Below are 25,494 nucleotides of genomic sequence, written 5' to 3' on the forward strand. Positions count from 1 at the left end.
TCAACTAACGCTCCTGCTGGTAAGTCGGGCCTACGCCGCGATCGTGATTGCCGTCGAGGCCGGTTCCGGCCCGACGACCCTGCTGAATCCCCCGGCGGAGGTTGGTCAGCCTCCCGCGTACATCGTCGGGCGCGCGAGACACCTGGGGCCCCACCTGCTCGGGCTGCTGTGACGGCTGCGCGGCACCCTCCACGAGATTGGCGCGGGGCACGCGCCGTGGCAAGCCGGACGCCGTGATACCGCCGGCGGCGGGCTCGCGGATCTGCCCCGCGCGCCGCCAGCGCTCGTCGTTGGCCGACGACTGCCACGTGGATCCCGGACCACCGCTCAGCCCGTGGAAACCGGCGCCGTTGGTGCCGCCGCCGCGCTGGGCTCCGTTGGTGTCGCCCATGCCGCCGGTTCCGCCTGCCGCGGTTCCGCCCGACCCGGCGGTGTCGTACTCACCGGTGTTCCAGGACGGCTGCTGCGGTTCGCGGCCCCGGGCGGGCGGCACGGCCGAGGCGGGCTGCCCGGGCGCGGGCGGCTCGGGAGCCTGGGCGGGCGGCTCGGCGGGGTACCGCCCGCCGTCGCCCTGGCCGCCCGAGGGCTCGGCCTGGGGGTGGAGCCAGGTGGATTCGATGGTGTCGAATATCGGCGTCCGGCCGTCGCCGGGACCGGCGGGCGGCAGGGCGTCGTCCGTCTGGCGGCCGCCGCGCTCGTTCCGGTCGTCCCGCACCTGCGGGAACTCCCCGGTGTCGCCGGGCCCCTGGCCCAGCTCCGGCCGGGCGAACTCGCCGGTGTCGCCGGGCCCGCGCCCGTAGTCGGGGCGGTTGAACTGCGCGGTGTCGCCCGGACCGCGGCCCTCCTGACCGGGTACGGCGAACTCGCCGGTGTCACCGGGTCCGCGGCCGACGTCGGGGCGCTGGAACTCACCGGTGTCCCCCGGCCCGCGGCCGAAGTCCGGTCGCTGGAACTCGCCCGTGTCGCCCGGTCCGCGGCGCGGCTCGAACAGGTTGGGGCCGTCGCTCAGCTGGGGCAGCTCACCGGTGTCGCCGGGGCCGCGGTTGCCGAACGGGTCGCGGCGCTCGCCCGGGGCGGAGCCGAGGTCCGGGCGGGCGAACTGGTCCGTGGTGTCGGGCTCCTCGTGCCCGCGCGGCCGGTCGCCCGCGTCCCGCCGTCCCGCCGGTCCCGCCGCCCAGTCGTCCTGGGGGCGCGCACCCCAGCTGGTGCCGGGCGCCTGCTGCGGGCCGGGAAGCTCACGTGCCGGGTCGCGCGACGGCAGCTGCGGACGGTTGCCCTGGTCGCCGGAGTCGGCACGGCCGGGCGCACCGGTCGGCGGGGCGACCGTCGGACCCTGGTCGCCGCGCGTGGGCAGCGGGGGACGGTCCGAGGAGGAACCGGCACCGCTGCCGGGCCCGGCCGGGGGTTCGTTCCGCTGAGCCGACCGCCCGGGCGCCTCGAAGAGGTTCGGGCTGGAGGGGGCGCCGCCGGAAGGACCCGATCCGGCACCCGCACCCGCACCGGCACCGGCACCGGCCGGGCGGGTCGGAAGGCCGCCGTTGCCGGGCAGCGCGGTGCGCGGCCCCGCGCCGGGGACCTGCCGCCGCGAGGGCGCAGAACCGAGCAGCCCCGCCGAGCCGTTGCCCGGCCCGCCCTGGCCGCCCGGACCACCCTGGCCGCCGGGCCCGCCGGACTTGCCCCCGGCGCCCTGCGGCGTCGGCTTGCGGCCGCCCTGGGCGACGTCCACCGGCAGCATGACCAGCGCCGTCGTACCGCCCGAGTCGGACGGCCGGAGCTGGATGCGGATGCCGTGACGCAGCGACAGCCGGCCGACCACGAACAGGCCCATGCGCCGGGACACCGACACGTCGACCGTGGGCGGCGAGGCCAGCCGCTCGTTGATCGCGGCCAGGTCCTCCGGCGAGAGCCCGATACCGGTGTCATGGATCTCGACCAGCACCCGCCCGTCGGGCAGCGCGTGGCCGGTGACCTTGACCTTGGTCTGCGGCGAGGAGAAGGAGGTGGCGTTCTCCAGCAGCTCGGCGAGCAGGTGCACGAGGTCGTTGACGACCCGGCCCGCGACCTCGGTCGCCGGGACCGAGCTGAGTTCGATGCGCTCGTACTGCTCCACCTCGGAGGCGGCCGCGCGGAGCACGTCCACCAGCGGGACCGGCCGGGTCCAGCGGCGGCCGGGCTCCTCGCCCGCGAGGACCAGCAGGTTCTCGCCGTTACGGCGCATGCGGGTCGCGAGGTGGTCGAGCTTGAACAGCGAGGACAGCTGGTCCGGGTCGGCCTCGCGGCTCTCCAGCTCGGAGATGAGCGAGAGCTGACGCTGGATGAGGCCCTGGCTGCGGCGCGAGAGGTTGGTGAACATCGCGTTGACGTTGCCCCGCAGCAGCGCCTGTTCGGCGGCCAGCCGGACCGCCTCGCGGTGCACGTCGTCGAAGGCCGCGGCCACCTTGCCGATCTCGTCCCGGCTGTGCACACCGACGGACTCGACGGAGGTGTCCACGTCCTGCGGGTCGGACTCGGACAGCTGCTTGACCAGCTCGGGCAGCCGCTTCTCGGCGACGTCCTGCGCGGTGTCCTGGAGCCGGCGCAGCGAGCGCACCATGGACCGGGCCACCACGAACGCGCCGACCAGCGAGACACCGAGGACGAGAAGGATCAGCGCACCGTTGAGGATCGCGTCCTGCTGGGCGGAGTCGCGCAGCTCACGAGACTTCTGCGTCATCTCGCTGAGCAGCGTCTGCTCGATCTTGCCCATCTCGTCGATCTTGATACTGTCCTGGTCGTACCAGTCCAGGTAGGTGCGCTTCTCGGCCTTGAGGCCGTCCGGGTCGCGCACCGCCCGGTCGGCGTACATGGTCGCCGCCTTGATGTCCGGGCGGCTGTCCAGCGGCTCCAGCAAGTCCTCGGAGTTGCCCTGGCGGATCTGCTTGAAGCTGCCCAGGGCCTCGTTCTCCTTGTCGACCGCGGTCCTGGCGAACCGGCTGTCGTTGGCGGAGAACTCGGCGCCCTTGGGGTCGGCGAGGGCGGCGCTGATGAGCGCGCGCTGGATGGAGGCGTACTCCTTGGCGGAGGAGAAGGTGGCGAGCGCGCGGGTGTTGTTGATCATCGCGCGGTTGCTGGTGGCCTGCGCCATGTCCTGCGACAGCGACAGCAGGGAGTTGATCAGCTCGTTGTAGTCCTGGACCGTCAGCGAGTAGTACTGGCTGTTGCCGTACGCCGTGTCACGGATATCGTTGATCTTGCCGAGCTGGCGGTCGATGTTGACCAGCGTCGACTGCACACCGGCCATCGACTGGTCGCCGGGCTCGACGTTGTCGGTGGCCTTGCGGAAGGCCGCGATCGCGCGGTTGGTGTCCTCGCGCGTGGAGACGACGCCGTCGTCCTTCTCGTTGCCCTTGCTCGCCAGCGGCCCCGCCGACTTGTCCCGCTCCGCCTGGAGCGCGTTCGACAGCTGGGTGGCCTGCTGCGTCATGTCGGTGAGCAGCTTCATCTGGTCGAGCTGCTGGATGTTGTCCAGCGAGGTGTCGATACGGAGCGCCCCCAGCGTGGTCGCGGCGACCACGGGGAGCGCCAGCAGGGACACCAGCCTGGTACTGATCCGCCAGTTCTTGAGGGCCATCCGGGCGCCGGGCCCGCTGGGCGCCGACGCTGTCGTGGACTCGGCCGCGCCGCCGCCACCGCTGGGCGCGCTGGTCTTCGTAGCGCCCTGGGCGCCGGTCTCGGGGCCCTGGTCGGCCGGGGGCCGGCCGCCACCCTGGGCACGCTGGGGCGAGGAACCGCGGTCGGTCCCACCGCGCGGCTCCGGGTCCGCCGAAGTTTCCCCGCGGCCCTGGCGGGCCTGGGGAGACCCCATACCATCCCTCTTGAAACGTCCCTGCACTAGCGTCGCAACCTCTGGACCAGGCGCTCCACCGGGTCAGCGGTGAAGCGGTGTCGAGTCGAGGGGGACCGCGGCCCCCCAATTCGGTCGTGAGTGACCGGCGCGCTTCCTTTCGTATATCGACTAGAGGAGCCCCCGCCGCTCGGCGCCTCCGTCTTGCGCCCCCATGCGCGCCGGCTAGTTCCCACGGCGGTCCCGGGAATTCCAGCACAGTGCCGGATGCTGCAACAAGGGCAAGCGGTAAGGCTGTGACGCGCGTGACGCTCAGTGCGGGCGTTATTACCGGACGTAGAAAGTCATGTCTTCGATAACGGACTTTTGTGAACGAGTCGATCGTGGCCACGGCGTGTCCGGCTAGCGATGATCAAGAGCGGAACGTCTGGTTCGGGGGTGCAATGTCCGTTTCGGGGCGCGCATTGTGTGCCGTGAATGCGGCATTTGCCCGATCATTCGTGAGCAAAATCACATGCCGGTCGAGACTTTTTCTGCGATTCCATGGGAACGGCCGCCCCTAGCCTGACGCTTTACACAACCGGTCGATACGACAACAACGCGAGGCGTAAACCCAGTGAAGACGACGATGATGTTCCGCACGATAGCCAACCCCCGGCGCACCACCCTGGCCCATCTCGAGGACGCCGAGGAACTGCGGACCGAGACCGGCGAGCAGCCGGAGCACTCCGTCGAACTGCCCACCCAGACCGCCAACCCCCGGCGCACCGTGCTGACCGAGGCCCCCGGCCACTGAGGCGGGCGAGCCGACCCGGCGGCGCGCGGGAGGCGGGGCGATAGCCTGGAGCGTCAGTCTCCAGCGAGTCCAGTTAAGGGGCACCAGCTTCCCGTGCGCATCGCCAGATTCTCCATCGATGGCAACGTCGCCTTCGGAGTGGTCGAGGGCGAGCCGTCCGATCAGGGCGGCCCCGTCGTCGACATCATCAAGGGACACCCCTTCGCCGAATTCGAGCGCTCGGGGCAGAAGATCCCCCTCAGCAAGGTCCGGCTGCTGCCGCCCGTCCTGCCCAACAAGGTCATCGGGATCGGCCGCAACTACGCCGAGCACGCCACCGAACTCGACAACGAGGTCCCCGACGTCCCGGTCGTCTTCTTCAAGCCGTCCACCTCGGTGATCGGCCCCGGCGACCCCATCGCGTACCCCTCCTTCTCCTCCGAGGTGCACCACGAGGCCGAGCTGGCCGTGGTCATCGGTCGGATGTGCCGCGAGGTCCCGCGCGAGCGCGTGGCCGACGTCATCCTCGGCTACACCTGCGGCAACGACATCACCGCGCGCGACGCGCAGCGGCGTGAGAAGCAGTGGGGACGGGCGAAGGGCTTCGACGCCTCCTGCCCGCTGGGCCCCTGGGTGGAGACCGACATCGACCTGGAGCGGGCCGCCGACCTCGGGGTCATGTGCACCGTCAACGGCGAACAGCGGCAGCTGGGCCGCACCAGCGAGATGGTCCGCTCGATCGAGGACCTGATCGTGCACATCACCGAGGCGATGACGCTGCTCCCCGGCGACGTCGTGCTCACCGGCACCCCCGCGGGCGTCGGCCCCCTCACCGTCGGCGACGAGGTCGCCGTCACCATCGAAGGCATCGGCACTCTCACCAACAAGGTGATCAAGCGTGGCTAGCGCAAGCTCCCCCGCCCCCGTGCGGGTTCGTTTCTGTCCCTCGCCGACCGGCAACCCCCATGTGGGCCTGGTCCGCACCGCCCTCTTCAACTGGGCGTTCGCCCGCCACCACGGCGGCACCCTGGTCTTCCGCATCGAGGACACCGACGCCGCGCGCGACTCCGAGGAGTCGTACGCGCAGCTGCTGGACGCCATGCGCTGGCTGGGCTTCGACTGGGACGAGGGCCCCGAGATCGGCGGGCCGCACGCGCCCTACCGCCAGTCGGAGCGCATGGATCTCTACGCCGACGTCGCGGCCAAGCTGCTGGACGCCGGTCACGCCTACCGCTGCTACTGCACGGCCGAGGAGCTGGAGGAGCGCCGCGAGGCCGCCCGCAAGGCCGGCCGCCCCTCCGGCTACGACGGCACCTGCCGCACGCTTAACCCCGAGCAGATCGCGGCGCATGAGGCCGAGGGCCGCGCGTCGATCGTCCGCTTCCGGATGCCCGACGAGCCGATCACCTTCACCGACCTGGTGCGCGGCGAGCTGACCTTCACCCCGGACAACGTTCCGGACTACGGCATCGTGCGCGCCAACGGCGCCCCCCTCTACACGCTCGTCAACCCCGTCGACGACGCGCTGATGGAGATCACGCACGTGCTGCGCGGCGAGGACCTGCTGTCCTCCACCCCGCGCCAGATCGCGCTCTACCGGGCGCTCGCCGAGATCGGCGTGGGCGGCGGCCAGGTGCCCGCCTTCGGTCATCTCCCGTACGTCATGGGCGAGGGCAACAAGAAGCTGTCCAAGCGCGACCCCCAGTCGTCGCTGAACCTCTACCGGGAGCGCGGTTTCCTCCCCGAGGGACTGCTCAACTACCTGTCCCTGCTGGGCTGGTCGCTCTCGGCCGACCGGGACGTCTTCTCCCTGGAGGAGATGGTCGCCGCGTTCGACATCTCGGGTGTCAACGCCAACCCGGCGCGCTTCGACCTCAAGAAGGCCGAGGCGATCAACGCGGACCACATCCGGCAGCTGGACGTCAAGACCTTCATCGAGGCGTGCGGCCCCTGGCTCCGGGCCCCGCACGCGCCCTGGTCCCCGGACCGCTTCGACGCGGCCGCCTTCGAGGCGCTGGCCCCGCTCGCCCAGACCCGGCTGACGGTGCTGTCCGACATCACCGCCAACGTCGACTTCCTCTTCCTGGACGAGCCGGTGGAGGACGAGGCGTCGTGGACGAAGGCCATGAAGCCCGGTGCGGAGGCCCTGCTCGCCACCGCCCGCACGAAGATCGCCGAGGCGGACTGGAAGGCCGAGCCCCTCAAGGAGGCCGTCCTCGCCGCAGGTGAGGAGCACGGTCTCAAGCTGGGCAAGGCGCAGGCCCCGGTCCGCGTCGCCGTCACCGGCCGCACGGTCGGCCTGCCGCTGTTCGAGTCCCTGGAGGTCCTGGGGCGCGAGCGCACGCTGGCCCGCATCGACGCCGCGCTGGCGAAGCTGTCGGCGCCGTCGGCCTGACGGGCCGGAGGGGCGCCGCGTGCCCGGCACGCGGCGCCACCGCCCCGGCAATCCGTTTTGGTGGCCCGTCCACCATCGGGTAATGTTCTTCCTGCGCCGCCCGGGCGGGCCGAAAGGCCGGACCGGGGCGCAAGCCAGACAAAACCCCGACAGGGGTGGCGTTTTGGTGGGGTATGGTGTAATTGGCAGCACGAGTGATTCTGGTTCACTTAGTCTAGGTTCGAGTCCTGGTACCCCAGCAAGAGATCTTCTCGATTTCTTCGTGAATCTCTTGATCAAGCAGTACCAAGCCCCCGTTGTGTAGCGGCCTAGCACGCTGCCCTCTCAAGGCAGTAGCGCCGGTTCGAATCCGGTCGGGGGTACGGATCTCCGAGTAACGACGGAGATCGCTAGGGCCCCCGTTGTGTAGCGGCCTAGCACGCCGCCCTCTCAAGGCGGTAGCGCCGGTTCGAATCCGGTCGGGGGTACTGGTCTATACCATGGGCTATGGTGTAATTGGCAGCACGAGTGATTCTGGTTCATTTAGTCTAGGTTCGAGTCCTGGTAGCCCAGCGCAGTACAGGATGTGTGCTGATTCAGGCCCCCGTTGTGTAGCGGCCTAGCACGCCGCCCTCTCAAGGCGGTAGCGCCGGTTCGAATCCGGTCGGGGGTACAGACAGGAAAGGCCCTCCGCGGTGACGCGGAGGGCCTTTTCGTATTACGCCTGGTCGAAGCGGCGGGCGGACTCCTGGGCCTGGGCGAGCCGCCGCAGGCTCAGCAGTACCGGCTCGTACAGCACGGTCAGCGCGACGGACGCCTCGATCTGCTCGCTGGACGTGTCGTACGTCTCCACCACATCCAGTTCGTGGACGGCCAGTTCGGACGCCAGCCGGGCGTACGGCAGCAAGTGGCCGGTGTCATGCGGGTATCCGAGGCGGGCCAGCGACGCGATGGCCTCCACCAGCATCCGGTAGGCGGGGGAGTCGTCGCGGGTGTCCCGGCCGTGGGTCCAGTCGAGCTGGTCCAGCAGGGCGTTCGCCTCCTCCCGCGCCCGGACCGTCTCCGGGGCGCCCGCAGCCCCCTCAATGCCTCCACGGGGCTCCGGGTCGTGCGGCAGTGCCCAGACCGCGGCCCCCAGTCGGAGATGCTGGCTCAGCGACTCGTCCTCGGCGGCCTTCAGCACCTCGCGCGCGGTGGCCACCGGCATCCGCCCGACCTGGATCAGCGCCCGCACCAGCCGCAGCCTGCGCAGATGCTCCTCCCCGTACTCGGCCTTGGTGGCGGTGAGGCGCTCGCCGGGCGGCAGCAGCCCTTCGCGCAGGTAGTACTTGATCGTCGCGGTGGACACCCCGCTGCGCTCGCTCAGCTCCGCCAGTCGCATGCCTCGTGCACCTTCCTCTTGCCGCTTTTCCCTTGCGTTCCCGTATGGAGAGTGCCACTATCCAATCATTGGATAGCTTCACTATCCAGTATGTCGTGACGTCGGAACGAGGGGATCACCATGGGTGCCGATGTGATCGAAGGCCGTATGACCGCCGAGGGGGAGGGCGAGGTGACCGTCTTCCTCATCGGGATGCGCGTCAACCGCTTCCGCGCGCTGCGCAGCTGGCTGCCGGTGTTCAAGGCCATGCCACGGATGCTGCGCGAGCTGTCGCGGGACAAGGAGAGCGGGCTGCTGGGCTACCAGCTGCTGGTCGGCCCGCCGCGGGTGCTGTACGTCGTCCAGTACTGGGACTCGCACGAGAAGCTCCTGGCGTACGCCTCGGCGCAGGACAAGGAGCACCGCCCGGCGTGGGCCGCGTTCAACCGGCGGGCCCGGGAGGGCCGGGGGAAGGTCGGCATCTGGCACGAGACGTACGCCGTGCCGGCCGGTGCGCACGAGGCGATCTACTACGACATGCCGGCGTTCGGGCTGGGCAAGGCCACCGGGGTCGTTCCGGTCGGCCGCCGCGGCGAGCGCGCGGCCGACCGGTTGTCGCTGAAGGGTGCGTAGGGGAGCGGCGCCGGGGGAGCCGGGCGCCGTAACGCCGTGATCAATTTCCCCGGCGCAGCGCGTCGGAGAGGCGGGCGGCCGCGTCGATGACGGCCTGGGCGTGCATGCGGCCCGGGTGGCGGGTCAGCCGCTCGATCGGTCCGGAGACCGAGACGGCGGCGACCACGCGGTTGGACGGGCCGCGCACCGGGGCGGACACGGACGCGACGCCCGGCTCCCGCTCGCCGATCGACTGGGCCCAGCCCCGCCGCCGTACGCCGGACAGCGCCGTCGCGGTGAAACGGGCGCCCTGGAGGCCCCGGTGCAGCCGCTCCGGCTCTTCCCAGGCCATCAGGATCTGGGCCGCCGAGCCCGCCTTCATGGGGAGGGTGGAGCCGACCGGCACGGTGTCCCGGAGTCCGGACAGCCGCTCGGCCGCCGCGACGCAGATGCGCATGTCGCCCTGGCGCCGGTAGAGCTGCGCGCTCTCCCCGGTCACGTCCCTGAGGTGGGTGAGGACCGGTCCGGCCGTGGCGAGCAGCCGGTCCTCGCCCGCCGCCGCGGCCAGCTCGGCCAGGCGCGGGCCCAGAATGAAGCGGCCTTGCATGTCACGCGCCACCATCCGGTGGTGCTCGAGTGCTACCGCGAGTCGGTGCGCCGTGGGGCGCGCGAGACCGGTGGCCCCGACCAGCCCCGCGAGGGTGGCCGGGCCGGACTCCAGAGCGCTCAATACCAGAGCCGCCTTGTCGAGAACGCCGACGCCGCTAGAGTTGTCCATGAAACGATACTCGCGTCTCACACTGTGAAACGCAAGTTCAATTTTTCGGGATACCCGCCACTCTGGTAAGTGGCGGGCCCGCAGGCCAGGGCACGCACTCGACACGAGTTGGGCCGGTGAAGTGGCCGGCCGGAGGGAAAGCGATGGGACGGACACTCGCGGAGAAGGTCTGGGACGACCATGTCGTCCGGCACGCCGATGGCGAGCCGGACCTCCTCTTCATCGATCTGCACCTGCTGCACGAGGTGACCAGCCCGCAGGCGTTCGACGGCCTCCGCAAGGCCGGACGCCAGGTGCGCCGTACCGATCTCACCATCGCGACCGAGGACCACAACACCCCGACCCTCGACATCGACAAGCCGATCGCGGACCCCGTCTCCCGCACCCAGTTGGAGACGCTGCGCAAGAACTGCGCGGAGTTCGGGGTGCGTCTGCACCCGCTCGGCGACGTCGAGCAGGGCGTCGTCCACGTAGTGGGACCGCAGCTGGGACTGACCCAGCCCGGCACCACCGTCGTCTGCGGTGACAGCCACACCTCCACCCACGGCGCCTTCGGCGCGCTCGCGTTCGGCATCGGCACCAGCCAGGTCGAGCACGTGCTGGCCACCCAGACGCTGCCGCTCGCGCCGTTCAAGACCATGGCCGTCACCGTCGAGGGCGAGCTGCCCGAGACCGTCACCGCCAAGGACCTGATCCTGGCGATCATCGCCCGCATCGGCACCGGCGGCGGCCAGGGCTTCGTGATCGAGTACCGCGGCTCCGCCATCGAGAAGCTCTCGATGGAGGCCCGGATGACCGTGTGCAACATGTCCATCGAGGCGGGCGCCCGGGCAGGCATGATCGCCCCGGACGAGACCACCTTCGCGTACCTCCAGGGCCGCCCGCACGCCCCGCAGGGCGAGGACTGGGACGCGGCCGTCGAGTACTGGCGCACGCTGCGCAGCGACGACGACGCGGTGTTCGACCGCGAGGTCGTCATCGACGCCTCGGAGCTGGCCCCGTTCGTCACCTGGGGCACCAACCCCGGTCAGGGCGCGCCGCTGTCGGAGTCGGTGCCGGACCCGTCCACCTTCGAGGACGCCAGCGAGAAGTACGCCGCCGAGAAGGCCCTGGAGTACATGGGTCTGACGGCCGGTCAGCCGCTGCGCGAGATCAAGGTGGACACCGTCTTCGTCGGCTCCTGCACCAACGGCCGCATCGAGGACCTGCGCTCCGCCGCCTCGATCCTGTACGGCCGTTCGGTGGCCGACGGGGTGCGGATGCTGGTGGTCCCGGGCTCGGTGCGGGTCGCGCTCCAGGCCGTGGAGGAGGGTCTGGACAAGGTGTTCACCCAGGCCGGCGCCGAGTGGCGGCACGCGGGCTGCTCGATGTGTCTGGGCATGAACCCCGACCAGCTCGCGCCGGGTGAGCGCTCGGCGTCCACCTCCAACCGCAACTTCGAGGGCAGGCAGGGCAAGGGCGGCCGTACCCACCTGGTCTCGCCGCAGGTCGCCGCCGCCACCGCGGTGCTCGGTCACCTGGCCTCGCCCGCCGACCTGTCCGACGCCGACGTCACCGTTCCCGTGGGGGTCTGAGCAGCCATGGAAGCATTCACCACGCACACCGGCCGGGCCGTTCCGCTGCGCCGCAGCAACGTCGACACGGACCAGATCATCCCGGCGCACTGGCTCAAGAAGGTCACCCGCGACGGTTTCGAGGACGGGCTGTTCGAGGCCTGGCGCAAGGACCCGGAGTTCGTGCTCAACCAGCCCGAGCACAAGGGCGGGACGGTTCTGGTGGCCGGCCCCGACTTCGGCACCGGCTCCTCGCGCGAGCACGCGGTGTGGGCGCTCCAGAACTACGGCTTCAAGGCCGTGATCTCCTCGCGCTTCGCCGACATCTTCCGCGGCAACTCCCTCAAGAACGGGTTGCTGACCGTCGTCCTGCCGCAGGAGACCGTGGACCGGCTGTGGAAGCTGGTCGAGGCGGACCCCGCCGCGGAGGTCACCGTGGACCTCGTCGACCGGCAGGTTCGAGCCGAGGGAATCACGGCTGATTTTGAGCTTGACGAGAACGCCCGGTGGCGACTTCTGGAGGGGCTGGACGACATCAGCCTCACCCTCAGGGAGGAGGCCGACATCGTCGCGTACGAGGGTCGTCGCCCCTCCTTCAAGCCCAGCACGACGGTGGTCTGAGCCCCCGGTTTCCCCTGCACAGAGCGGGTTTGGCATGATGCGCCGCCAGTCCTCGGACTGGCGGCGCATCGTCATGTTGAGGCCCCGTGAAGCGACAACTCGCCTCAGATGGCACAATCAGTGCATGGAACGCGACGGCCAACTCGAGCTCTACGGTCTTGTCGCCGCCCGGCTCAAGGAAGCGCACACAAGGGTGCGCACACTGCAAGTCCCGGAGGGCGTACGGATGGCGCTGTCCCGGAAGCTGCTGGTGATCACGGCAGCGTCAAAACACGATCTCGCAGACGCGGCAAGGCGTCTGGAGCGGTTGATGAACGACCTCGACGAGGGGCGTTTCCCCGAAGATCCCGACTCCTACCGAAGTCCGTGACGACCGAGTGCGTTGCGGCACAAGGGTGATTAGCCCGTTTCGTGTTTGATTTGCGGTATATATCTGCCTAACGTGCGAAAAAGCTTGAACACATTCGTTCCAGCAATGTCTCCGAAGGGGAAGACGTGAACAAGGCGCAGCTCGTAGAAGCGATTGCCGACAAGGTCGGCGGACGACAGCAGGCCGCCGACGCGGTCGACGCGGTACTGGACGCCATCGTCCGCGCAGTGGTCGGCGGGGATCGAGTTTCGGTCACCGGTTTCGGTTCGTTCGAGAAGGTGGAACGGCCTGCCCGGTACGCCCGTAACCCGCAGACCGGGGAGCGGGTCCGGGTCAAGAAGACCTCCGTGCCCCGTTTCCGCGCGGGTCAGGGCTTCAAGGACCTGGTGAGCGGTTCGAAGAAGCTGCCGCGGGGCGGCGAGGTGGCCGTGAAGAAGGCCCCCAAGGGCAGCCTCCAGGTCGCCGCGAAGAAGGCCGCGGCCAAGAAGGCCACAGCCAAGAAGGCGGCTCCGGCGAAGAAGGTGACCGCCAAGAAGGCAGCCGCGAAGAAGGCGCCCGCGAAGAAGGCGCCCGCGAAGAAGGCCGCGGCCAAGAAGGCGGCTCCGGCGAAGAAGACGACCGCCAAGAAGGCCGCCGCGAAGAAGGCCCCGGCGCGCAAGACCACCGCGCGCAAGGCCCCCGCCAAGAAGACCACCGCCAGGAAGCGCTAGTCGTCGCCGCTCAGCGGCACCGTTCACGCGCCGGGCCGGGCTCCCCGAGGGAGCCCGGCCCGCGGTGCGTCACGGGCCCGGAGCCACCGCCCGGGGCTTTCAGAACGTCTGGAGGGTGATGAAGACGACGCGCCGGTCGTCGCCCTCGCCCGCCACCTCGATCCGCACCCGCTGCCCGGGCCGCAGCATCCGCAGCCCCCCGGCGTCGAAGGCCGCCGCGTCGAAGGGCAGGGGCGTGCCGTCGTCGAGCAGCACACTGCCGGTACGGGCGTCGGGGTCGTAGGTGTAGGCCGTTCCCTGCATACCGCCACCCTAGTGCGCGCCACCGCCGCTCCTCCCGCCGGGCACCCGCCGGGCACCCCCTACGTGCCGGGCAGCGCGGCCCGCGGCCCCGGCGGGCAGGCGGTGCCGCACAGCCGGGCCGTGTGGGTGCCCACGCCCAGCGCCAGCGCCGCGCGCAGATCCTCGCCGGTGTCCACGTCGCGCCGTACCGAGTCGACCCCGGGCAGCTCGATCTCGTACGCGCCGGACGCCCGGTGCCGGGCCCGGGAGGCGCCCCCGAAGGCGGGGGCGAGGTCGGTGCCCGGCGCCGCCGCGAGGAGCGTCGTACCGACCCCCGCCGCATCCGCCAGAAAGGCGCGTGAGAAGCCCGCGGCGGCTTCGAGCACCTGGTCGAGGTCGGCCGTCCGCAGGGCCGGGAGATCGGCGTTCAGCGCCGCTACGGAGGCCCTGGGGCGGCTCTCCCGCACCGTCCGGGCGCCGTGCGCGAGCGCCGCGTTCAGCCCGCGCCCCGGCGTATCGGGCAGGATGCGGGCGCCGAGGGCCGCCAGCTCGCGCCCGGCGAGCGGATCGTCGGTGACCACGGTGACCCCGACGACGCGTCGGCCGGCCAGCGCCGCGCCCACCGTGTCCTTGGCGAACGCCAGCGCGAGACCCGGCCGCAGGGCGTCGCCGGCGGCGCCGGAGAGCCTGCTCTTCGCCCGTGACAGGGGCTTCAGCGGCACCACCAGCGTCCACGTCACAGACCTTGCGTCTCTTCCCACGGGCCCCATTCTCGCCTGCTGCCCGACTCGTCCCGGACGGGCGGGGTTACGGTGTCCTCGACAGACCGAGTACCTGGAGCGACACTTGTGCGGCTGCCCGGACGGCAGCAAGCCAGCAGGTCAGCAGGGTCCAAGAGGAGGATGTTCCGAGTGTCCGGCCGCAGAATCGGCTTCTGGTACCGCATGGCGGCGGTCATGGTGAAACCGCCGCTGGTGGTTCTGTTCAAGCGGGACTGGCACGGAATGGAGCACATTCCCGCCGACGGTGGCTTTATCACCGCGATCAACCACAACTCGTATCTCGACCCGCTCTCCTACGCGCACTTCCAGTACAACACCGGACGCGTGCCCCGCTTCCTCGCCAAGGCAGCCCTCTTCAAGGGCGGCTTCGTGGGCACGATGCTGCGCGGCACCGGGCAGATCCCCGTCTTCCGCGAGTCGACCGACGCGGCCAACGCCTTCCGGGCAGCCGTCGACGCCATCAACAAGGGCGAGTGCGTGGCCTTCTACCCCGAGGGCACCCTGACCCGCGACCCCGACCTGTGGCCGATGCGCGGCAAGACCGGCGCCGCCCGGGTCGCCCTGCTCACCAAGGCCCCGGTCATCCCGGTCGCCCAGTGGGGCGCCAACGAGGCCGTGCCGCCGTACGCCAAGGAAAAGAAGGTCAGGCTGTTCCCGCGCAAGACCCTCAGGGTGCACGCGGGCCCGCCGGTGGACCTCTCCGAGTACTACGGCCAGGAGCCCACCGCCGACGTGCTGCGGGCGGCCACCGACACCATCATGGCCGCGGTCACCGAACTTCTCGCCGACGTCCGCGGCGAGCCGGTGCCCGCCCGGGCGCGCGCCCTCCACCCCGAACGGCTGCACGCCGCCGACCAGCCGCGCCCCGTGGCCGAACGCCCCGTGGCCGAAGAGGAGAGCAAGTGACGCGCTGCGCCGTCTACGGCACCGGGTCCTGGGGCACCGCCTTCGCGATGGTGCTCGCCGACGCCGGCTGCGAGGTGACGCTGTGGGGCCGCAGGCCCGATGTCGTCGAGGCCATCAACACCGGCCGCACCAATCCCGACTACTTCCCCGGCATCCGCCTCCCCGACGGGGTACGGGCCACCACCGACCCGGCCGAGGCCGCGCGCGACGCGGAGTTCACCGTCTTCTCCGTGCCCTCCCAGACGCTGCGCGGCAACCTCGCCGCCTGGGCCCCGCTGCTGCCCTCCGACACCGTCCTGGTCTCCCTGATGAAGGGCGTCGAACTCGGCACGGCCAAGCGGATGAGCGAGGTCATCGCGGAGGTCGCCGAGGCGCCCGCGGAGCGCGTCGCGGTGCTCACAGGACCCAACCTCGCCAAGGAGATCGCCGCCCGGCAGCCCGCGGCCTCCGTGGTGGCCTGCCGCGACGAGGATGTGGCACGCCGCCTCCAGACCGCGTGCCACACCCCCTACTTCCGCCCGTATACCAACACCGACGTGGTCGGCTGCGAACTCGGCGGCGCGGTGAAGAACGTCATCGCGCTGGCCGTCGGCATCGCGGACGGCATGGGCCTCGGCGACAACGCCAAGGCGTCCCTCATCACCCGCGGGCTCGCCGAAACGACCCGCCTGGGCCTCGCGATGGGCGCCGACGCGCACACCTTCGCGGGCCTGGCGGGCATGGGCGACCTGGTCGCCACCTGCTCCTCGCCGCTGTCCCGCAACCACACCTTCGGCACCAACCTGGGCCGCGGCATGACACTGGAGGAGACGATCGCGGTCACCCGGCAGACGGCGGAGGGCGTCAAGTCGTGCGAGTCCGTAGCGGATCTCGCGCGGCGCCACGACGTCGACATGCCGATCACCGAGACCGTGGTGGGCATCGTCCACGACGGCAAACAGCCGCTCGTCGCGCTCAAAGAGCTGATGTCGCGCAGCGCGAAGGCCGAGCGGCACTGACGCCGTCCGAACCGCAAGGTAACCTCAACGCGATATGAGCAGCCAGACTCCTTCCTCAAGCCCTGTCCCGGCTTCCTCCTCCGGCGAGCCGCGGAAGCCGCGCGTCGCCGTGGTCTTCGGCGGGCGCAGCTCCGAGCACGCCATTTCCGTGGTCACCGCGGGGGCCGTGCTGCGCGCCATCGACCGCGAGAAGTACGACGTGCTGCCGATCGGCATCACGGTGGACGGCCGTTGGGCGCTCACCGCCGACGCGCCCGAGCGGATGGCCATCGCGGACCGGCAGCTCCCGAGCGTCGAACGGCTCGCCGAGTCCGAGGAGGGGTCGGTCGTGCTGCCGGTCGACCCGGGCAGCCGCGAGGTCGTCTACAGCGAGCCGGGCGCGGTGCCCAAGGCGCTCGGCGACGTCGACGTCGTCTTCCCCATGCTGCACGGCCCGTACGGCGAGGACGGCACCCTTCAGGGGCTGCTGGAGCTGTCCGGGGTGCCCTATGTGGGCGCCGGGGTGCTGGCCTCCGCCGTCGGCATGGACAAGGAGTACATGAAGCGGGTGTTCGTCTCGTTCGGGCTGCCCGTCGGCCCGTACGAGGTGATCCGCCCCCGCGACTGGGAGCGGGACCCGGCCACCGCCCGCGCCCGGATCACCGACTTCGCCGCCGAGCACGGCTGGCCGGTGTTCGTGAAGCCCTCGCGGGCCGGTTCCTCCATCGGCATCACCAAGGTCGACGGCCCGGACCAGCTGGACGCGGCCATCGAGGAGGCCCGGCGCCACGACCCGAAGGTCATCGTGGAGGCGCTGCTGCGCGGCCGCGAGATCGAGTGCGGCGTGCTGGAATTCGAGGACGGGCCGCGGGCCAGCGTGCCCGCCGAGATCCCCCCGGTCTCCACTCACGACTTCTACGACTTCGAGGCCAAGTACATCGACGCGGCCCCCGGCGTCGTGCCCGCGCCGCTCACCGCGGAGGAGACCGAGCGGGTCCAGGAGCTGGCGGTGCGCGCGTTCGACGCGGTGTCCTGCGAGGGCCTGGTGCGCGCGGACTTCTTCCTGCTGGACAGCGGCGAGTTCGTGATCAACGAGATCAACACGATGCCCGGCTTCACCCCGATCTCCATGTACCCGCGCATGTGGCAGGAGAGCGGCGTGAGCTACCCGGAGCTGGTGGACCGGCTCATCCAGGCCGCGCTGCGCCGTTCCACGGGGCTGCGCTAGCGCGACCCGGCCGTCGCGGGCGCGTCGGAGGCGTCAGCCCGCGTCCGTCACACCACACCCGCCGGAACGGTCGTGAAGTGGCGAAGCGGGCTCGGCGGTGCGCCGCCGCAGCCCGTCCACGGTCCTCGGCAGGTCCTCGTACAACGCCCGGCACAGCGCGGCAGCCTGCGCCGGGGGAGTGGGAACCGCGGACGTGCCGGTGGCGTCGCAACCCTCGTCGCAGCCGTCCGCCGCGGCGGGCGGCGGAACGGACCGACGGGTGACAGTACGGTGTGCGGAACTCACCGGCCGAGCATACGGGGGAGCGGGATCTAGATATGGACTACCGGGCAGGTGAGCGTGCGCGTGATCCCTTCCACTTGCTGGACTTTCGCGACCACCATGCGGCCGAGCTCGTCGACCGTCTCGGCCTGGGCGCGCACGATCACGTCGTACGGACCCGTGACGTCCTCGGCCTGTATCACCCCCGGGAGCTTGGCGATGACGTCGGCGACGGTCGACGCCTTGCCGACCTCGGTCTGGATCAGGATGTACGCCTGTACCACGGAACCTCCAGGGCGGCTACGAGGATCATGTGGGGAGAAGGGACGCCACGGTACCGCGTCGCCACGCGGCGCGGGGAGACCCGCGCGGGGTGCGCGGCGCGGCGGGCACAGGGCCACGAGCACGAAGGGGCAATGCGATGAAGGGCACCGTGGGCGAGTTGGGGGAGTTCGGGCTCATCAGGGAGCTCACCTCCCGGCTCACCACCACCTCGGCGGTGAGGCTGGGGCCCGGGGACGACGCTGCGGTCGTGGCCGCACCGGACCGCAGGGTGGTGGCCAGTACGGACGTCCTGCTGGAGGGCAGGCACTTCCGCCGGGACTGGTCCACCGCCTATGACGTCGGCCGCAAGGCCGCCGCGCAGAACCTCGCGGACATCGCGGCCATGGGCGCGGTGCCGACCGCGCTGCTGCTGGGCCTGGTGGTGCCCGCGGATCTGCCGGTGACCTGGCCGGCCGAGATGATGGACGGCATCCGCGACGAATGCCAGGTGGCGGGCGCCGCGGTGGTCGGCGGCGACGTGGTGCGCGGAGACGCCATCACCATCGCCATCACCGCCCTGGGCGACCTGCGCAACCACGAGCCGGTCACCCGATCCGGTGCGCGGCCGGGCGACGTTGTCGCCGTCACCGGCTGGCTGGGCTGGTCGGCCGCCGGACACGCGGTGCTCTCGCGCGGATTCCGTTCGCCGCGCGCCTTCGTCGAGGCGCACCGCCGCCCGGAGCCGCCGTACCACGCGGGCCCGGCCGCCGCCGGACTCGGCGCGACCGCGATGACCGACGTCAGCGACGGTCTGGTGGCCGACCTCGGGCACATCGCCGACGCCAGCCAGGTCCGTATCGATCTGCGCTCGGGGGACATCGACATCCCCACGCAGATGTCGGACATCGGGCAGGCGGTGGGCGTCGACCCGATCCAGTGGGTGCTCAGCGGGGGAGAGGACCACGCGATCGTGGCCACCTTCCCGTCCGACGTGAAGCTGCCCGCCCGCTGGAAGGTCATCGGCGAGGTGCTCAACCCGTCGGCGCTGCCCCAGGTGACGGTGGACGGGGCGCCCTGGGTGCACGCGGGCTGGGACCATTTCGGGGATGACCAGGGCGCCGAGTAGATTCGGCCGTATGGCCATGTCCAGCGATGCTCCCCGCGTTTCCCGTGTCCCCCGCGACCGCCGGGCACCCGTCCGCGTCCTCACCGTCGCCGGATCGGACTCCGGTGGCGGTGCGGGTATCCAGGCCGACCTGAAGACGATGCTGGCCCTGGGCGCGCACGGGATGAGCGTGCTGACCGCGGTGACGGCGCAGAACTCCCAGGGCGTCCAGGGCGCCTGGGAGCTGCCCGCTGAGGCGGTCCGCGCCCAGTTCCGCAGCGTGGTGGACGACATCGGTGTCCAGGCGGTCAAGACGGGCATGCTGGCCACCCCCGAGCTGGTCGAGACCGTCGCCGGGCTGCTCGCGGGGCTGCCCGCCCCGGTGGTCGTCGACCCGGTCGGGGTCTCCAAGCACGGCGATCCGCTGCTGGCCGCCGAGGCGCTGGACGCGGTCCGCACCAAGCTGCTGCCCACCGCCACCGTCGCCACCCCCAACCTGGACGAGGTCGCCCAGCTGACCGGCATCCGGGTCGTTTCGGAGGGCGATCTGCGGCGGGCGGCGCGCGCGGTGCTGGACTTCGGCCCGCGCTGGGCGCTGATCAAGGGCGGTCATCTGCGGGGGGACGCGGTGGACCTGCTCACCGACGGCACCGAGGAGCACTGGCTGCGGGCGCCCCGCTACGACAACCGCCACACCCACGGCACGGGCTGCACCCTCGCCTCGGCGATCGCCACCTACCTCGCGGGCGGTATGACGGTCCCGGAGGCCGTCGGGGCGGCCAAGCAGTACGTCACGGGCGCGATCGCCGCGGGCTTCCCCCTGGGCGCGGGCATCGGCCCGGTCGACCACGGCTGGGGAATCGCCTGAGCGGCTTCAGGGCATGCGTAAAGGCTTCAGCTCATGCGTAAAGGCCGGTCCACCGTCATGTGTGGACCGGCCTCGGCAACCGGAACCCCGCTCGCGCGGGGGTAAGGCGTGCGCCTAGCGCGAGACCTTGCCGGCCTTGATGCACGAGGTGCAGACGTTGAGCCGCTTCGGGGTCCGACCGACCACAGCGCGCACCGTCTGGATGTTGGGGTTCCAACGACGGCGGGTGCGGCGGTGCGAGTGCGAGATGTTGTTGCCGAAGCCCGGCCCCTTGCCGCAGACGTCGCAGTTGGCAGCCACGGGTTACTCCAAAGACGGGTCAGCCTCGCTTCCCGCGAGGAGACAGACACTTAACGGGAACCCCGGCGTAGCCAGGATCGTGGAAGACCGGCGGCGCCAGGGGGAATAGCCCGACTCTCATCGGGCAACCGGAGCAGCATACAACGGCCACTCCCGTACAACGAAACTATCATGGCTGCCCCAGCCCCCGCGGAGGGCGGCGACTAGCCTGCGATGACGCGAAGCCCGACCCCGAGGAGAACGTACGTGCCGCACACGCTCGACGCCGATGCGGTACGGATCTGGTGCGGGCTCGCGCTGGACGCGCTGGGCCGGGCCCGTGAGGACATCGACGCGATCAATGTCTATCCGGTCGCGGACGGTGACACCGGCACCAATCTGTATCTGACCGTCGAGTCCGCGGCCCAGGCCGTCGACGCCGCCTTCGACGGCCACCCCGCCTCGTCGGGCGCCGCCCGCCCCAGCCTCGCCGACGTGGTGCGCGCCATGGCCCACGGCGCGCTGATCGGCGCGCGCGGCAACTCCGGCACCATCCTGGCCCAGCTGCTGCGCGGCATGGCCGACGTCCTGGCCGAAGACGGCGACGGCGGCGAGGGCGGCGGTACCGGGGGCGGGGACGAGGCGGACGGGCTGCGGCGGGCCCTGCGGCGCGCCGTGGACCTGGCGTACCTCGCCGTCGCGCACCCCGTCGAGGGGACCGTGCTGACCGTGGCCGTGGCCGCTGCCGAGGGCGCGGAGCGGGCCACCGGGGACCTCGGCACGGTGGCGCGCGCGGCGTACGAAGGGGCGCGCGCCGCACTCCAGGCGACCCCCGGGCAGCTCGACGTCCTGGCCCGCGCGGGCGTCGTCGACGCGGGCGGCTATGGCCTGGTCACGGTGCTGGGCGGGCTCGCCGAGGCCCTGTCCGGCGAAGCCCCGGCGGCACCGCCCGCCGCCCCCGCCATCCCCGCTCCCGCCTCGGCTTCCCCCCTCACGGCGGAGACCGGAGCCGGGCCGGTGGACTGTTCCGCGGACGGGCCCGCGTTCGAGGTGATCTACCTCCTGGAAGCCGGCGACGGCGCCGTCGCCGGACTGCGCGAGCGGCTGGACGCGCTCGGTGACTCGCTCGTGGTCGTCGGCGGCGACGGACTGTGGAACGTCCACGTCCATGTGGACGACGCGGGCGCCGCCGTGGAGGCGGGCATCCAGGCCGGACGCCCGTACCGCATCCGCATCACCCACTTCGGTGCCCCCGCCGAGCGCAGGCCCGCCGCCCCGGAGCCGGGCCGCCCCGAGCGGCGGCCGGACGGCCCGTCCGGCGAGCGCGCGACCCGCGCCGTAGTCGCCGTCGTCCCCGGCGACGGCCTCGCCGCGCTGTGCGCCGAGGCCGGCGCCACCGTGGTCGCCACCGATCCCGGGAAGCCGCCCGGCGGCAGCGAGCTGGCCGAGGCGATCCGGCGGGCCCACGCCCGCGAGGTGGTGCTGCTGCCCAACGACGCCGAGCTGCGCCACCCGGCCGCGGCCGCCGCCGCGCAGGCCCGCGCCGAGGGCGTACGGGTCGCCGTCATCCCCACCCGCTCCCCGGTCCAGGGCATCGCCGCGCTCGCCGTGCACGAGCCCGCCCGCAGCTTCGACGAGGACGTCGTCGCGATGACCTCCGCCGCGGGCGCCACCCGCTGCGCCGAACTGGCCGTCGCCGAGCACCGGTCCTGGACCATGGCCGGGGTCTGCCAGGCCGGGGACGTCCTGGGCCTGATCGACGGCGACGTGGCGGTGATCGGCACCGAGCTGGCCCGGACCGCCGAGACGGTCCTGGACCGGATGCTGGCCGCGGGCGGGGAGATGGTCACGCTGGTCCTCGGCGCGGACCTCCCCGACGCGATCGCCGAGCGGCTGGAGCGTCACGTACGGGAGGGCCACTTCGCCGTCGACACGATCGTCTACCGGGGCGGCCAGCCCTCCGCGCCGCTGATCATAGGCGTCGAATGATCCCGGACATGATCCCGGAATGATCCGCGCCCGATCCCGGGCATGACCCGGTGAATGGCCCCGCTTGTCGGTGGCGTGGTGTGCAATGGACTGCGTGCCCGTGCTGGATGAACCCCTGAAGAAAGTCCTCGGCGGCAACACCGCGAAGGTGATGGCCGAGCACCTCGGCCTGCACACGGTCGGCGACCTGCTGCACCACTACCCGCGGCGGTACGCGGAGCGCGGCGAGCTGACGCGCCTGGCCGACCTGCCCCTGGACGAGCATGTGACCGTCGTCGCGCAGGTCGCGGACGCCCGGGTGCACAAGTTCAACAGCGGCCGCGGCCAGCGGCTGGAGGTCACCATCACCGACGGCAGCGGCCGCCTCCAGCTGGTCTTCTTCGGCAAGGGCGTGCACAAGCCGCGCGCGGAGCTGCTGCCCGGCAGCCGCGCCATGTTCGCCGGGAAGGTCTCGGTCTTCAATCACAAGCGGCAGCTGGCGCACCCCGAGTTCAAGCTGCTGCGCGCGGACAGCGGCTCGGACGCCGTGGAGGCGTTCGCCAACCAGCTGCTGCCGCTGTACCCGGCCTGCAAGCAGATGGAGTCCTGGCAGATCCAGCAGGCCATCGACACCGTCCTGGGCCCGGCGGGCCAGGAGGACACCGTGCTGGCCGGGCTGATCGACCCGCTGCCCGAGTCCCTCCGGGAGGGCCGCGGGCTGGCCACGCTGCCCGGGGCGCTGCGCCGCATCCACCGCCCGCGCACCAAGGCCGACATCGCCGCCGCGCGCGACCGGCTCAAGTGGGACGAGGCGTTCGTCCTCCAGGTCGCCCTCGCCCGCCGCCGCCAGGCCGACGCGACGGCCCCCGCCGCGCCCCGCAGGCCGGTGGACGGCGGTCTGCTGGACGCCTTCGACGCCCGGCTTCCGTTCACCCTCACCGACGGCCAGCAGCGGGTCAGCGCCGAGATCTTCGCCGACCTGGCCACCGACCACCCCATGCACCGGCTCCTCCAGGGCGAGGTGGGGTCGGGCAAGACGATGGTCGCGCTGCGCGCGATGCTCGGCGTCGTGGACGCCGGGGGACAGGCGGCGATGCTCGCGCCGACCGAGGTGCTCGCCCAGCAGCACCACCGTTCGATCACCGAGATGATGGGCGAGCTGGCCGAGGGAGGGATGCTGGGCGGCGCGGAGCAGGGCACCAAGGTCGTGCTGCTCACCGGTTCCATGGGGGCCGCGGCCCGCCGTCAGGCACTGCTGGACCTGGTCACCGGCGAGGCCGGGATCGTGATCGGCACCCACGCCCTGATCGAGGACAAGGTCCAGTTCCACGACCTGGGCCTGGTGGTGGTCGACGAGCAGCACCGCTTCGGTGTCGAGCAGCGCGACGCCCTGCGCTCCAAGGGCAAGCAGCCGCCGCATCTGCTGGTGATGACGGCCACCCCGATCCCGCGGACCGTCGCGATGACCGTCTTCGGCGACCTGGAGACCTCCGTCCTGGACCAGTTGCCGTCCGGTCGTTCCCCGATCGCCTCCCATGTGGTGCCCGCCAAGGACAAGCCGCACTTCCTGGCCCGCACCTGGGAGCGGGTGCGGGAGGAGGTGGCGGGCGGACACCAGGCATATGTGGTGTGCCCGCGCATCGGAGACGAGGAAGACGAGGAGAAGGCGGAGAAGGCGGCGAAGGCGACCAAGGCGGGGAAGGAGAAGAGCGCCGAGGACGAGGCGGAGAAGCGCCCGCCGCTCGCGGTCCTCGACGTCGCGGACAAGCTCGCCGCGGGCCCGCTGCGCGACCTGCGGGTGGAGGTGCTGCACGGCCGGATGGCGCCGGAGGCGAAGGACGAGGTGATGCGCCGCTTCGCCGCGGGCGAGGTGGACGTGCTGGTCGCCACGACCGTCATCGAGGTGGGCGTCAACGTCCCCAACGCCACCGCCATGGTGATCATGGACGCCGACCGGTTCGGCGTCTCCCAGCTGCACCAGCTGCGCGGCCGGGTCGGCCGGGGCTCGGCCCCGGGGCTGTGCCTGCTGGTGACCGAGATGCCCGAGGCGAGCCCCGCCCGGGGGCGGCTCGGCGCGGTCGCGGCCACCCTCGACGGCTTCGAGCTGTCCCGGATCGACCTGGAGCAGCGCCGCGAGGGCGACGTCCTCGGCCAGGCCCAGTCCGGCGTCCGCTCCTCGCTGCGGGTGCTCGCCGTCATCGACGACGAGGAGGTCATCGCCGCCGCCCGGGAGGAGGCCACCGCGATCGTCACCGCCGACCCCGAGCTGACCGGCTACCCGGAGCTGCGCACCGCGCTGGACGCCCTGCTGGACAAGGAGCGGGAGGAATTCCTCGACAAGGGATGACCGGCAAGACACCCCCTGAGCGCCGCGCGGGGCTCCCGCGCGGCGCCGGACGCCATATCGTGGAGGGGCAGCGGCCCGGCGTACCGCCCGCCGCTGCCCCGAGCACCGCGACGACCACCGCGAAGGACTGCCACACCCATGACCCGCGTGATCGCCGGAGCGGCCGGCGGACGCCGCCTGGCCGTGCCGCCGGGAAACGGCACCCGACCCACCTCGGACCGGGCGCGCGAGGGCCTGTTCTCCACCTGGGAGTCGCTGCTCGGCTCGCTGGGCGGGGCCCGGGTCCTCGATCTGTACGGCGGCTCGGGCGCGGTCGGCCTGGAGGCGCTGTCCCGGGGTGCGGGCCATGTGCTGCTGGTCGAGTCGGACCCGCGTGCCGCCCGCACCATCCGGGAGAACGTACGGGCGCTGGGGCTGCCCGGCGCCGAGCTGCGCACCGCGAAGGCCGAGGCGGCGATCGGCGGCCCGCCCCCGGCCTCCGGCCCGTACGACGTCGTCTTCCTGGACCCGCCGTACGCCGTCACCGATGACGATCTCCGCGAGATCCTCCTCACACTCCGTGGCAAAGGCTGGCTCGCGCCCGAGGCGCTGGCCACCGTGGAGCGCAGCACCAGAGGCGGGGAGTTCGGGTGGCCGGCCGGTTTCGAGGGACTGCGGTCCCGTCGCTACGGCGAGGGCACGCTTTGGTACGGTCGCGCCGCCTCGACGTGCGACAACGCGTCATGACCGGACCCGAGAGCGAGGAATTTCCGTTGCGCCGCGCAGTCTGTCCGGGGTCCTTCGACCCCGTCACCAATGGGCACCTGGACATCATCGCCCGAGCGTCCAAGCTGTATGACGTCGTCCACGTCGCCGTGATGATCAACAAGTCCAAGCAGGGGCTGTTCACGGTGGAGGAGCGGATGGATCTGCTCCGCCAGACGACCGCCGAGTACGGCAACGTGGAGGTGGAAGCCTTCCACGGGCTGCTCGTGGACTTCTGCAAGCAGCGCGACATCCCCGCCATCGTCAAGGGGCTGCGGGCCGTCAGCGACTTCGACTACGAGTTGCAGATGGCCCAGATGAACAACGGGCTGTCGGGGGTGGAAACCCTCTTCGTGCCCACCAACCCCACCTACAGCTTCCTCTCCTCCAGCCTGGTCAAGGAGGTCGCGGCCTGGGGCGGCGACATCTCCCACCTGGTGCCGCCGATCGTCCTGGAGGCGCTGGACGAACGGCTCCGGCGGACGTGACCGCGGGCTGAGGGCTGAC

General features: G+C 71.7%; 25 protein-coding genes and 5 tRNA genes. 22 read left to right on the plus strand and 8 right to left on the minus strand.

Annotated features, from left to right (window positions below; all coding sequences use genetic code 11):
• Positions 1 to 4 precede the first annotated feature (4 nt).
• A complete protein-coding gene (locus tag HYQ63_RS29960; protein WP_179936960.1) occupies positions 5 to 3,844 on the minus strand; it encodes a nitrate- and nitrite sensing domain-containing protein in 3,840 nt (1,279 codons plus the stop codon).
• 595 nt (positions 3,845 to 4,439) lie between these two features.
• Between HYQ63_RS29960 and HYQ63_RS29965 the strand changes: the two genes are divergently transcribed.
• From HYQ63_RS29965 to HYQ63_RS30000, 8 genes are all read left to right on the plus strand, one after another.
• Complete coding sequence (locus HYQ63_RS29965) at positions 4,440 to 4,619, plus strand: hypothetical protein (protein WP_179936961.1); 180 nt, start codon at positions 4,440 to 4,442, stop codon at positions 4,617 to 4,619.
• A 93-nt stretch (positions 4,620 to 4,712) separates the two neighbouring features.
• Positions 4,713 to 5,504, plus strand: a complete 792-nt coding sequence (locus HYQ63_RS29970) for a fumarylacetoacetate hydrolase family protein (protein WP_179936962.1) — start codon at positions 4,713 to 4,715, stop codon at positions 5,502 to 5,504.
• A complete protein-coding gene (gltX, locus tag HYQ63_RS29975; RefSeq protein WP_179936963.1) occupies positions 5,497 to 6,993 on the plus strand; it encodes a glutamate--tRNA ligase in 1,497 nt (498 codons plus the stop codon). The genes HYQ63_RS29970 and gltX overlap by 8 nt, the downstream gene beginning before the upstream one ends.
• Before the next feature lie 167 nt (positions 6,994 to 7,160).
• Positions 7,161 to 7,232: transfer RNA gene (locus HYQ63_RS29980), tRNA-Gln, on the plus strand.
• A gap of 50 nt (positions 7,233 to 7,282) precedes the next feature.
• Positions 7,283 to 7,355 (plus strand) — tRNA-Glu (locus HYQ63_RS29985).
• 32 nt (positions 7,356 to 7,387) lie between these two features.
• Positions 7,388 to 7,460: transfer RNA gene (locus HYQ63_RS29990), tRNA-Glu, on the plus strand.
• Positions 7,461 to 7,473: 13 nt separating this feature from the next.
• Positions 7,474 to 7,545 (plus strand) — tRNA-Gln (locus HYQ63_RS29995).
• A gap of 27 nt (positions 7,546 to 7,572) precedes the next feature.
• A tRNA-Glu gene (locus HYQ63_RS30000) sits at positions 7,573 to 7,645 on the plus strand.
• A gap of 45 nt (positions 7,646 to 7,690) precedes the next feature.
• On the opposite strand, the gene HYQ63_RS30005 is transcribed toward HYQ63_RS30000, so the two are convergent.
• A complete protein-coding gene (locus HYQ63_RS30005) occupies positions 7,691 to 8,353 on the minus strand; it encodes a MerR family transcriptional regulator (protein WP_179936964.1) in 663 nt (220 codons plus the stop codon).
• Between the two features lie 120 nt (positions 8,354 to 8,473).
• Here HYQ63_RS30005 and HYQ63_RS30010 point away from each other — a divergent pair, with 120 nt between their 5' ends.
• Complete coding sequence (locus HYQ63_RS30010) at positions 8,474 to 8,965, plus strand: DUF4188 domain-containing protein (protein ID WP_179936965.1); 492 nt, start codon at positions 8,474 to 8,476, stop codon at positions 8,963 to 8,965.
• A 40-nt stretch (positions 8,966 to 9,005) separates the two neighbouring features.
• Here the strand turns inward: HYQ63_RS30010 and ndgR are convergent, their stop codons facing one another.
• Entirely contained in the window at positions 9,006 to 9,722 is a 717-nt protein-coding gene (gene ndgR / locus HYQ63_RS30015) for an IclR family transcriptional regulator NdgR (RefSeq protein ID WP_055547339.1), read from the minus strand.
• Positions 9,723 to 9,865: 143 nt separating this feature from the next.
• Between ndgR and leuC the strand changes: the two genes are divergently transcribed.
• The 4 genes from leuC to HYQ63_RS30035 all read left to right on the plus strand — a co-directional run bounded on the left by leuC (position 9,866) and on the right by HYQ63_RS30035 (position 12,976).
• Positions 9,866 to 11,296 carry a 3-isopropylmalate dehydratase large subunit gene (gene leuC, locus HYQ63_RS30020; protein ID WP_179936966.1) on the plus strand — a complete coding sequence of 477 codons (1,431 nt, stop codon included), beginning with the start codon at positions 9,866 to 9,868 and terminating at the stop codon, positions 11,294 to 11,296.
• A 6-nt stretch (positions 11,297 to 11,302) separates the two neighbouring features.
• A complete protein-coding gene (gene leuD, locus HYQ63_RS30025; protein ID WP_179936967.1) occupies positions 11,303 to 11,896 on the plus strand; it encodes a 3-isopropylmalate dehydratase small subunit in 594 nt (197 codons plus the stop codon).
• Between the two features lie 124 nt (positions 11,897 to 12,020).
• Positions 12,021 to 12,266 carry a hypothetical protein gene (locus HYQ63_RS30030; RefSeq protein WP_179936968.1) on the plus strand — a complete coding sequence of 82 codons (246 nt, stop codon included), beginning with the start codon at positions 12,021 to 12,023 and terminating at the stop codon, positions 12,264 to 12,266.
• A 125-nt stretch (positions 12,267 to 12,391) separates the two neighbouring features.
• Entirely contained in the window at positions 12,392 to 12,976 is a 585-nt protein-coding gene (locus HYQ63_RS30035; RefSeq protein WP_179936969.1) for an HU family DNA-binding protein, read from the plus strand.
• Positions 12,977 to 13,075: 99 nt separating this feature from the next.
• Here HYQ63_RS30035 and HYQ63_RS30040 read toward each other — a convergent pair whose 3' ends face one another.
• Complete coding sequence (locus HYQ63_RS30040; protein ID WP_179936970.1) at positions 13,076 to 13,279, minus strand: hypothetical protein; 204 nt, start codon at positions 13,277 to 13,279, stop codon at positions 13,076 to 13,078.
• Positions 13,280 to 13,338: 59 nt separating this feature from the next.
• The gene (gene cofC, locus HYQ63_RS30045; protein WP_373689158.1) at positions 13,339 to 14,028 is read right to left on the minus strand and encodes a 2-phospho-L-lactate guanylyltransferase; all 690 of its coding nucleotides are present in this window, start codon (positions 14,026 to 14,028) and stop codon (positions 13,339 to 13,341) included.
• A gap of 141 nt (positions 14,029 to 14,169) precedes the next feature.
• On the opposite strand from cofC, the gene HYQ63_RS30050 reads away from it, so the two are divergent.
• From HYQ63_RS30050 to HYQ63_RS30060, 3 genes are read left to right on the plus strand one after another with little or no spacing between them, the layout of a single operon-like run.
• Entirely contained in the window at positions 14,170 to 14,946 is a 777-nt protein-coding gene (locus HYQ63_RS30050; RefSeq protein WP_179936972.1) for a 1-acyl-sn-glycerol-3-phosphate acyltransferase, read from the plus strand.
• The gene (locus tag HYQ63_RS30055; RefSeq protein WP_123099085.1) at positions 14,943 to 15,944 is read left to right on the plus strand and encodes an NAD(P)H-dependent glycerol-3-phosphate dehydrogenase; all 1,002 of its coding nucleotides are present in this window, start codon (positions 14,943 to 14,945) and stop codon (positions 15,942 to 15,944) included. Before HYQ63_RS30050 ends, HYQ63_RS30055 begins: the two co-directional genes overlap by 4 nt.
• 34 nt (positions 15,945 to 15,978) lie before the next feature.
• On the plus strand, positions 15,979 to 17,151 hold the full coding sequence (locus HYQ63_RS30060) for a D-alanine--D-alanine ligase family protein (protein ID WP_179936973.1): 1,173 nt from the start codon (positions 15,979 to 15,981) through the stop codon (positions 17,149 to 17,151).
• A 33-nt stretch (positions 17,152 to 17,184) separates the two neighbouring features.
• On the opposite strand, the gene HYQ63_RS45700 is transcribed toward HYQ63_RS30060, so the two are convergent.
• Together HYQ63_RS45700 and HYQ63_RS30070 are read right to left on the minus strand one after the other, a co-directional pair.
• Entirely contained in the window at positions 17,185 to 17,436 is a 252-nt protein-coding gene (locus HYQ63_RS45700) for a hypothetical protein (protein WP_179936974.1), read from the minus strand.
• Between the two features lie 26 nt (positions 17,437 to 17,462).
• On the minus strand, positions 17,463 to 17,696 hold the full coding sequence (locus tag HYQ63_RS30070) for an Lrp/AsnC family transcriptional regulator (protein ID WP_009714774.1): 234 nt from the start codon (positions 17,694 to 17,696) through the stop codon (positions 17,463 to 17,465).
• A gap of 137 nt (positions 17,697 to 17,833) precedes the next feature.
• Here HYQ63_RS30070 and HYQ63_RS30075 point away from each other — a divergent pair, with 137 nt between their 5' ends.
• The gene (locus HYQ63_RS30075) at positions 17,834 to 18,802 is read left to right on the plus strand and encodes a thiamine-phosphate kinase (protein WP_123099087.1); all 969 of its coding nucleotides are present in this window, start codon (positions 17,834 to 17,836) and stop codon (positions 18,800 to 18,802) included.
• Between the two features lie 16 nt (positions 18,803 to 18,818).
• Positions 18,819 to 19,649 carry a bifunctional hydroxymethylpyrimidine kinase/phosphomethylpyrimidine kinase gene (gene thiD, locus HYQ63_RS30080; RefSeq protein ID WP_179940653.1) on the plus strand — a complete coding sequence of 277 codons (831 nt, stop codon included), beginning with the start codon at positions 18,819 to 18,821 and terminating at the stop codon, positions 19,647 to 19,649.
• Positions 19,650 to 19,763: 114 nt separating this feature from the next.
• Here thiD and rpmB read toward each other — a convergent pair whose 3' ends face one another.
• Positions 19,764 to 19,949, minus strand: a complete 186-nt coding sequence (rpmB, locus tag HYQ63_RS30085) for a 50S ribosomal protein L28 (RefSeq protein WP_009714771.1) — start codon at positions 19,947 to 19,949, stop codon at positions 19,764 to 19,766.
• 213 nt (positions 19,950 to 20,162) lie between these two features.
• Here rpmB and HYQ63_RS30090 point away from each other — a divergent pair, with 213 nt between their 5' ends.
• From HYQ63_RS30090 to coaD, 4 genes are all read left to right on the plus strand, one after another.
• Positions 20,163 to 21,917: a DAK2 domain-containing protein gene (locus tag HYQ63_RS30090; RefSeq protein WP_179936975.1), complete on the plus strand. Its 1,755-nt coding sequence runs from the start codon at positions 20,163 to 20,165 to the stop codon at positions 21,915 to 21,917.
• An 85-nt stretch (positions 21,918 to 22,002) separates the two neighbouring features.
• On the plus strand, positions 22,003 to 24,243 hold the full coding sequence (gene recG, locus HYQ63_RS30095) for an ATP-dependent DNA helicase RecG (protein WP_179936976.1): 2,241 nt from the start codon (positions 22,003 to 22,005) through the stop codon (positions 24,241 to 24,243).
• A gap of 138 nt (positions 24,244 to 24,381) precedes the next feature.
• Positions 24,382 to 24,969 carry a 16S rRNA (guanine(966)-N(2))-methyltransferase RsmD gene (rsmD, locus tag HYQ63_RS30100; RefSeq protein WP_179936977.1) on the plus strand — a complete coding sequence of 196 codons (588 nt, stop codon included), beginning with the start codon at positions 24,382 to 24,384 and terminating at the stop codon, positions 24,967 to 24,969.
• A 26-nt stretch (positions 24,970 to 24,995) separates the two neighbouring features.
• Positions 24,996 to 25,475: a pantetheine-phosphate adenylyltransferase gene (gene coaD / locus HYQ63_RS30105; protein ID WP_218929587.1), complete on the plus strand. Its 480-nt coding sequence runs from the start codon at positions 24,996 to 24,998 to the stop codon at positions 25,473 to 25,475.
• The last annotated feature ends 19 nt before the right edge of the window (positions 25,476 to 25,494 follow it).

Source organism: Streptomyces sp. Rer75, from assembly GCF_013414305.1.
In the GTDB taxonomy this organism is placed as follows: domain Bacteria; phylum Actinomycetota; class Actinomycetes; order Streptomycetales; family Streptomycetaceae; genus Streptomyces; species Streptomyces himastatinicus.

Coding starts and splice junctions, on each gene's coding strand:
- HYQ63_RS29960 (WP_179936960.1), bottom strand. CDS start 3,844: ATGGGGTCTCCCCAGGCCCGCCAGGGCCGCGGGGAAACTTCGGCGGAC.
- HYQ63_RS30005 (WP_179936964.1), bottom strand. CDS start 8,353: ATGCGACTGGCGGAGCTGAGCGAGCGCAGCGGGGTGTCCACCGCGACG.
- HYQ63_RS30010 (WP_179936965.1), top strand. CDS start 8,474: ATGGGTGCCGATGTGATCGAAGGCCGTATGACCGCCGAGGGGGAGGGC.
- ndgR (WP_055547339.1), bottom strand. CDS start 9,722: ATGGACAACTCTAGCGGCGTCGGCGTTCTCGACAAGGCGGCTCTGGTA.
- leuC (WP_179936966.1), top strand. CDS start 9,866: ATGGGACGGACACTCGCGGAGAAGGTCTGGGACGACCATGTCGTCCGG.
- leuD (WP_179936967.1), top strand. CDS start 11,303: ATGGAAGCATTCACCACGCACACCGGCCGGGCCGTTCCGCTGCGCCGC.
- HYQ63_RS30030 (WP_179936968.1), top strand. CDS start 12,021: ATGGAACGCGACGGCCAACTCGAGCTCTACGGTCTTGTCGCCGCCCGG.
- HYQ63_RS30040 (WP_179936970.1), bottom strand. CDS start 13,279: ATGCAGGGAACGGCCTACACCTACGACCCCGACGCCCGTACCGGCAGT.
- cofC (WP_373689158.1), bottom strand. CDS start 14,028: ATGGGGCCCGTGGGAAGAGACGCAAGGTCTGTGACGTGGACGCTGGTG.
- HYQ63_RS30060 (WP_179936973.1), top strand. CDS start 15,979: ATGAGCAGCCAGACTCCTTCCTCAAGCCCTGTCCCGGCTTCCTCCTCC.
- HYQ63_RS30075 (WP_123099087.1), top strand. CDS start 17,834: ATGAAGGGCACCGTGGGCGAGTTGGGGGAGTTCGGGCTCATCAGGGAG.
- thiD (WP_179940653.1), top strand. CDS start 18,819: ATGTCCAGCGATGCTCCCCGCGTTTCCCGTGTCCCCCGCGACCGCCGG.
- HYQ63_RS30090 (WP_179936975.1), top strand. CDS start 20,163: ATGACGCGAAGCCCGACCCCGAGGAGAACGTACGTGCCGCACACGCTC.
- recG (WP_179936976.1), top strand. CDS start 22,003: ATGGACTGCGTGCCCGTGCTGGATGAACCCCTGAAGAAAGTCCTCGGC.
- rsmD (WP_179936977.1), top strand. CDS start 24,382: ATGACCCGCGTGATCGCCGGAGCGGCCGGCGGACGCCGCCTGGCCGTG.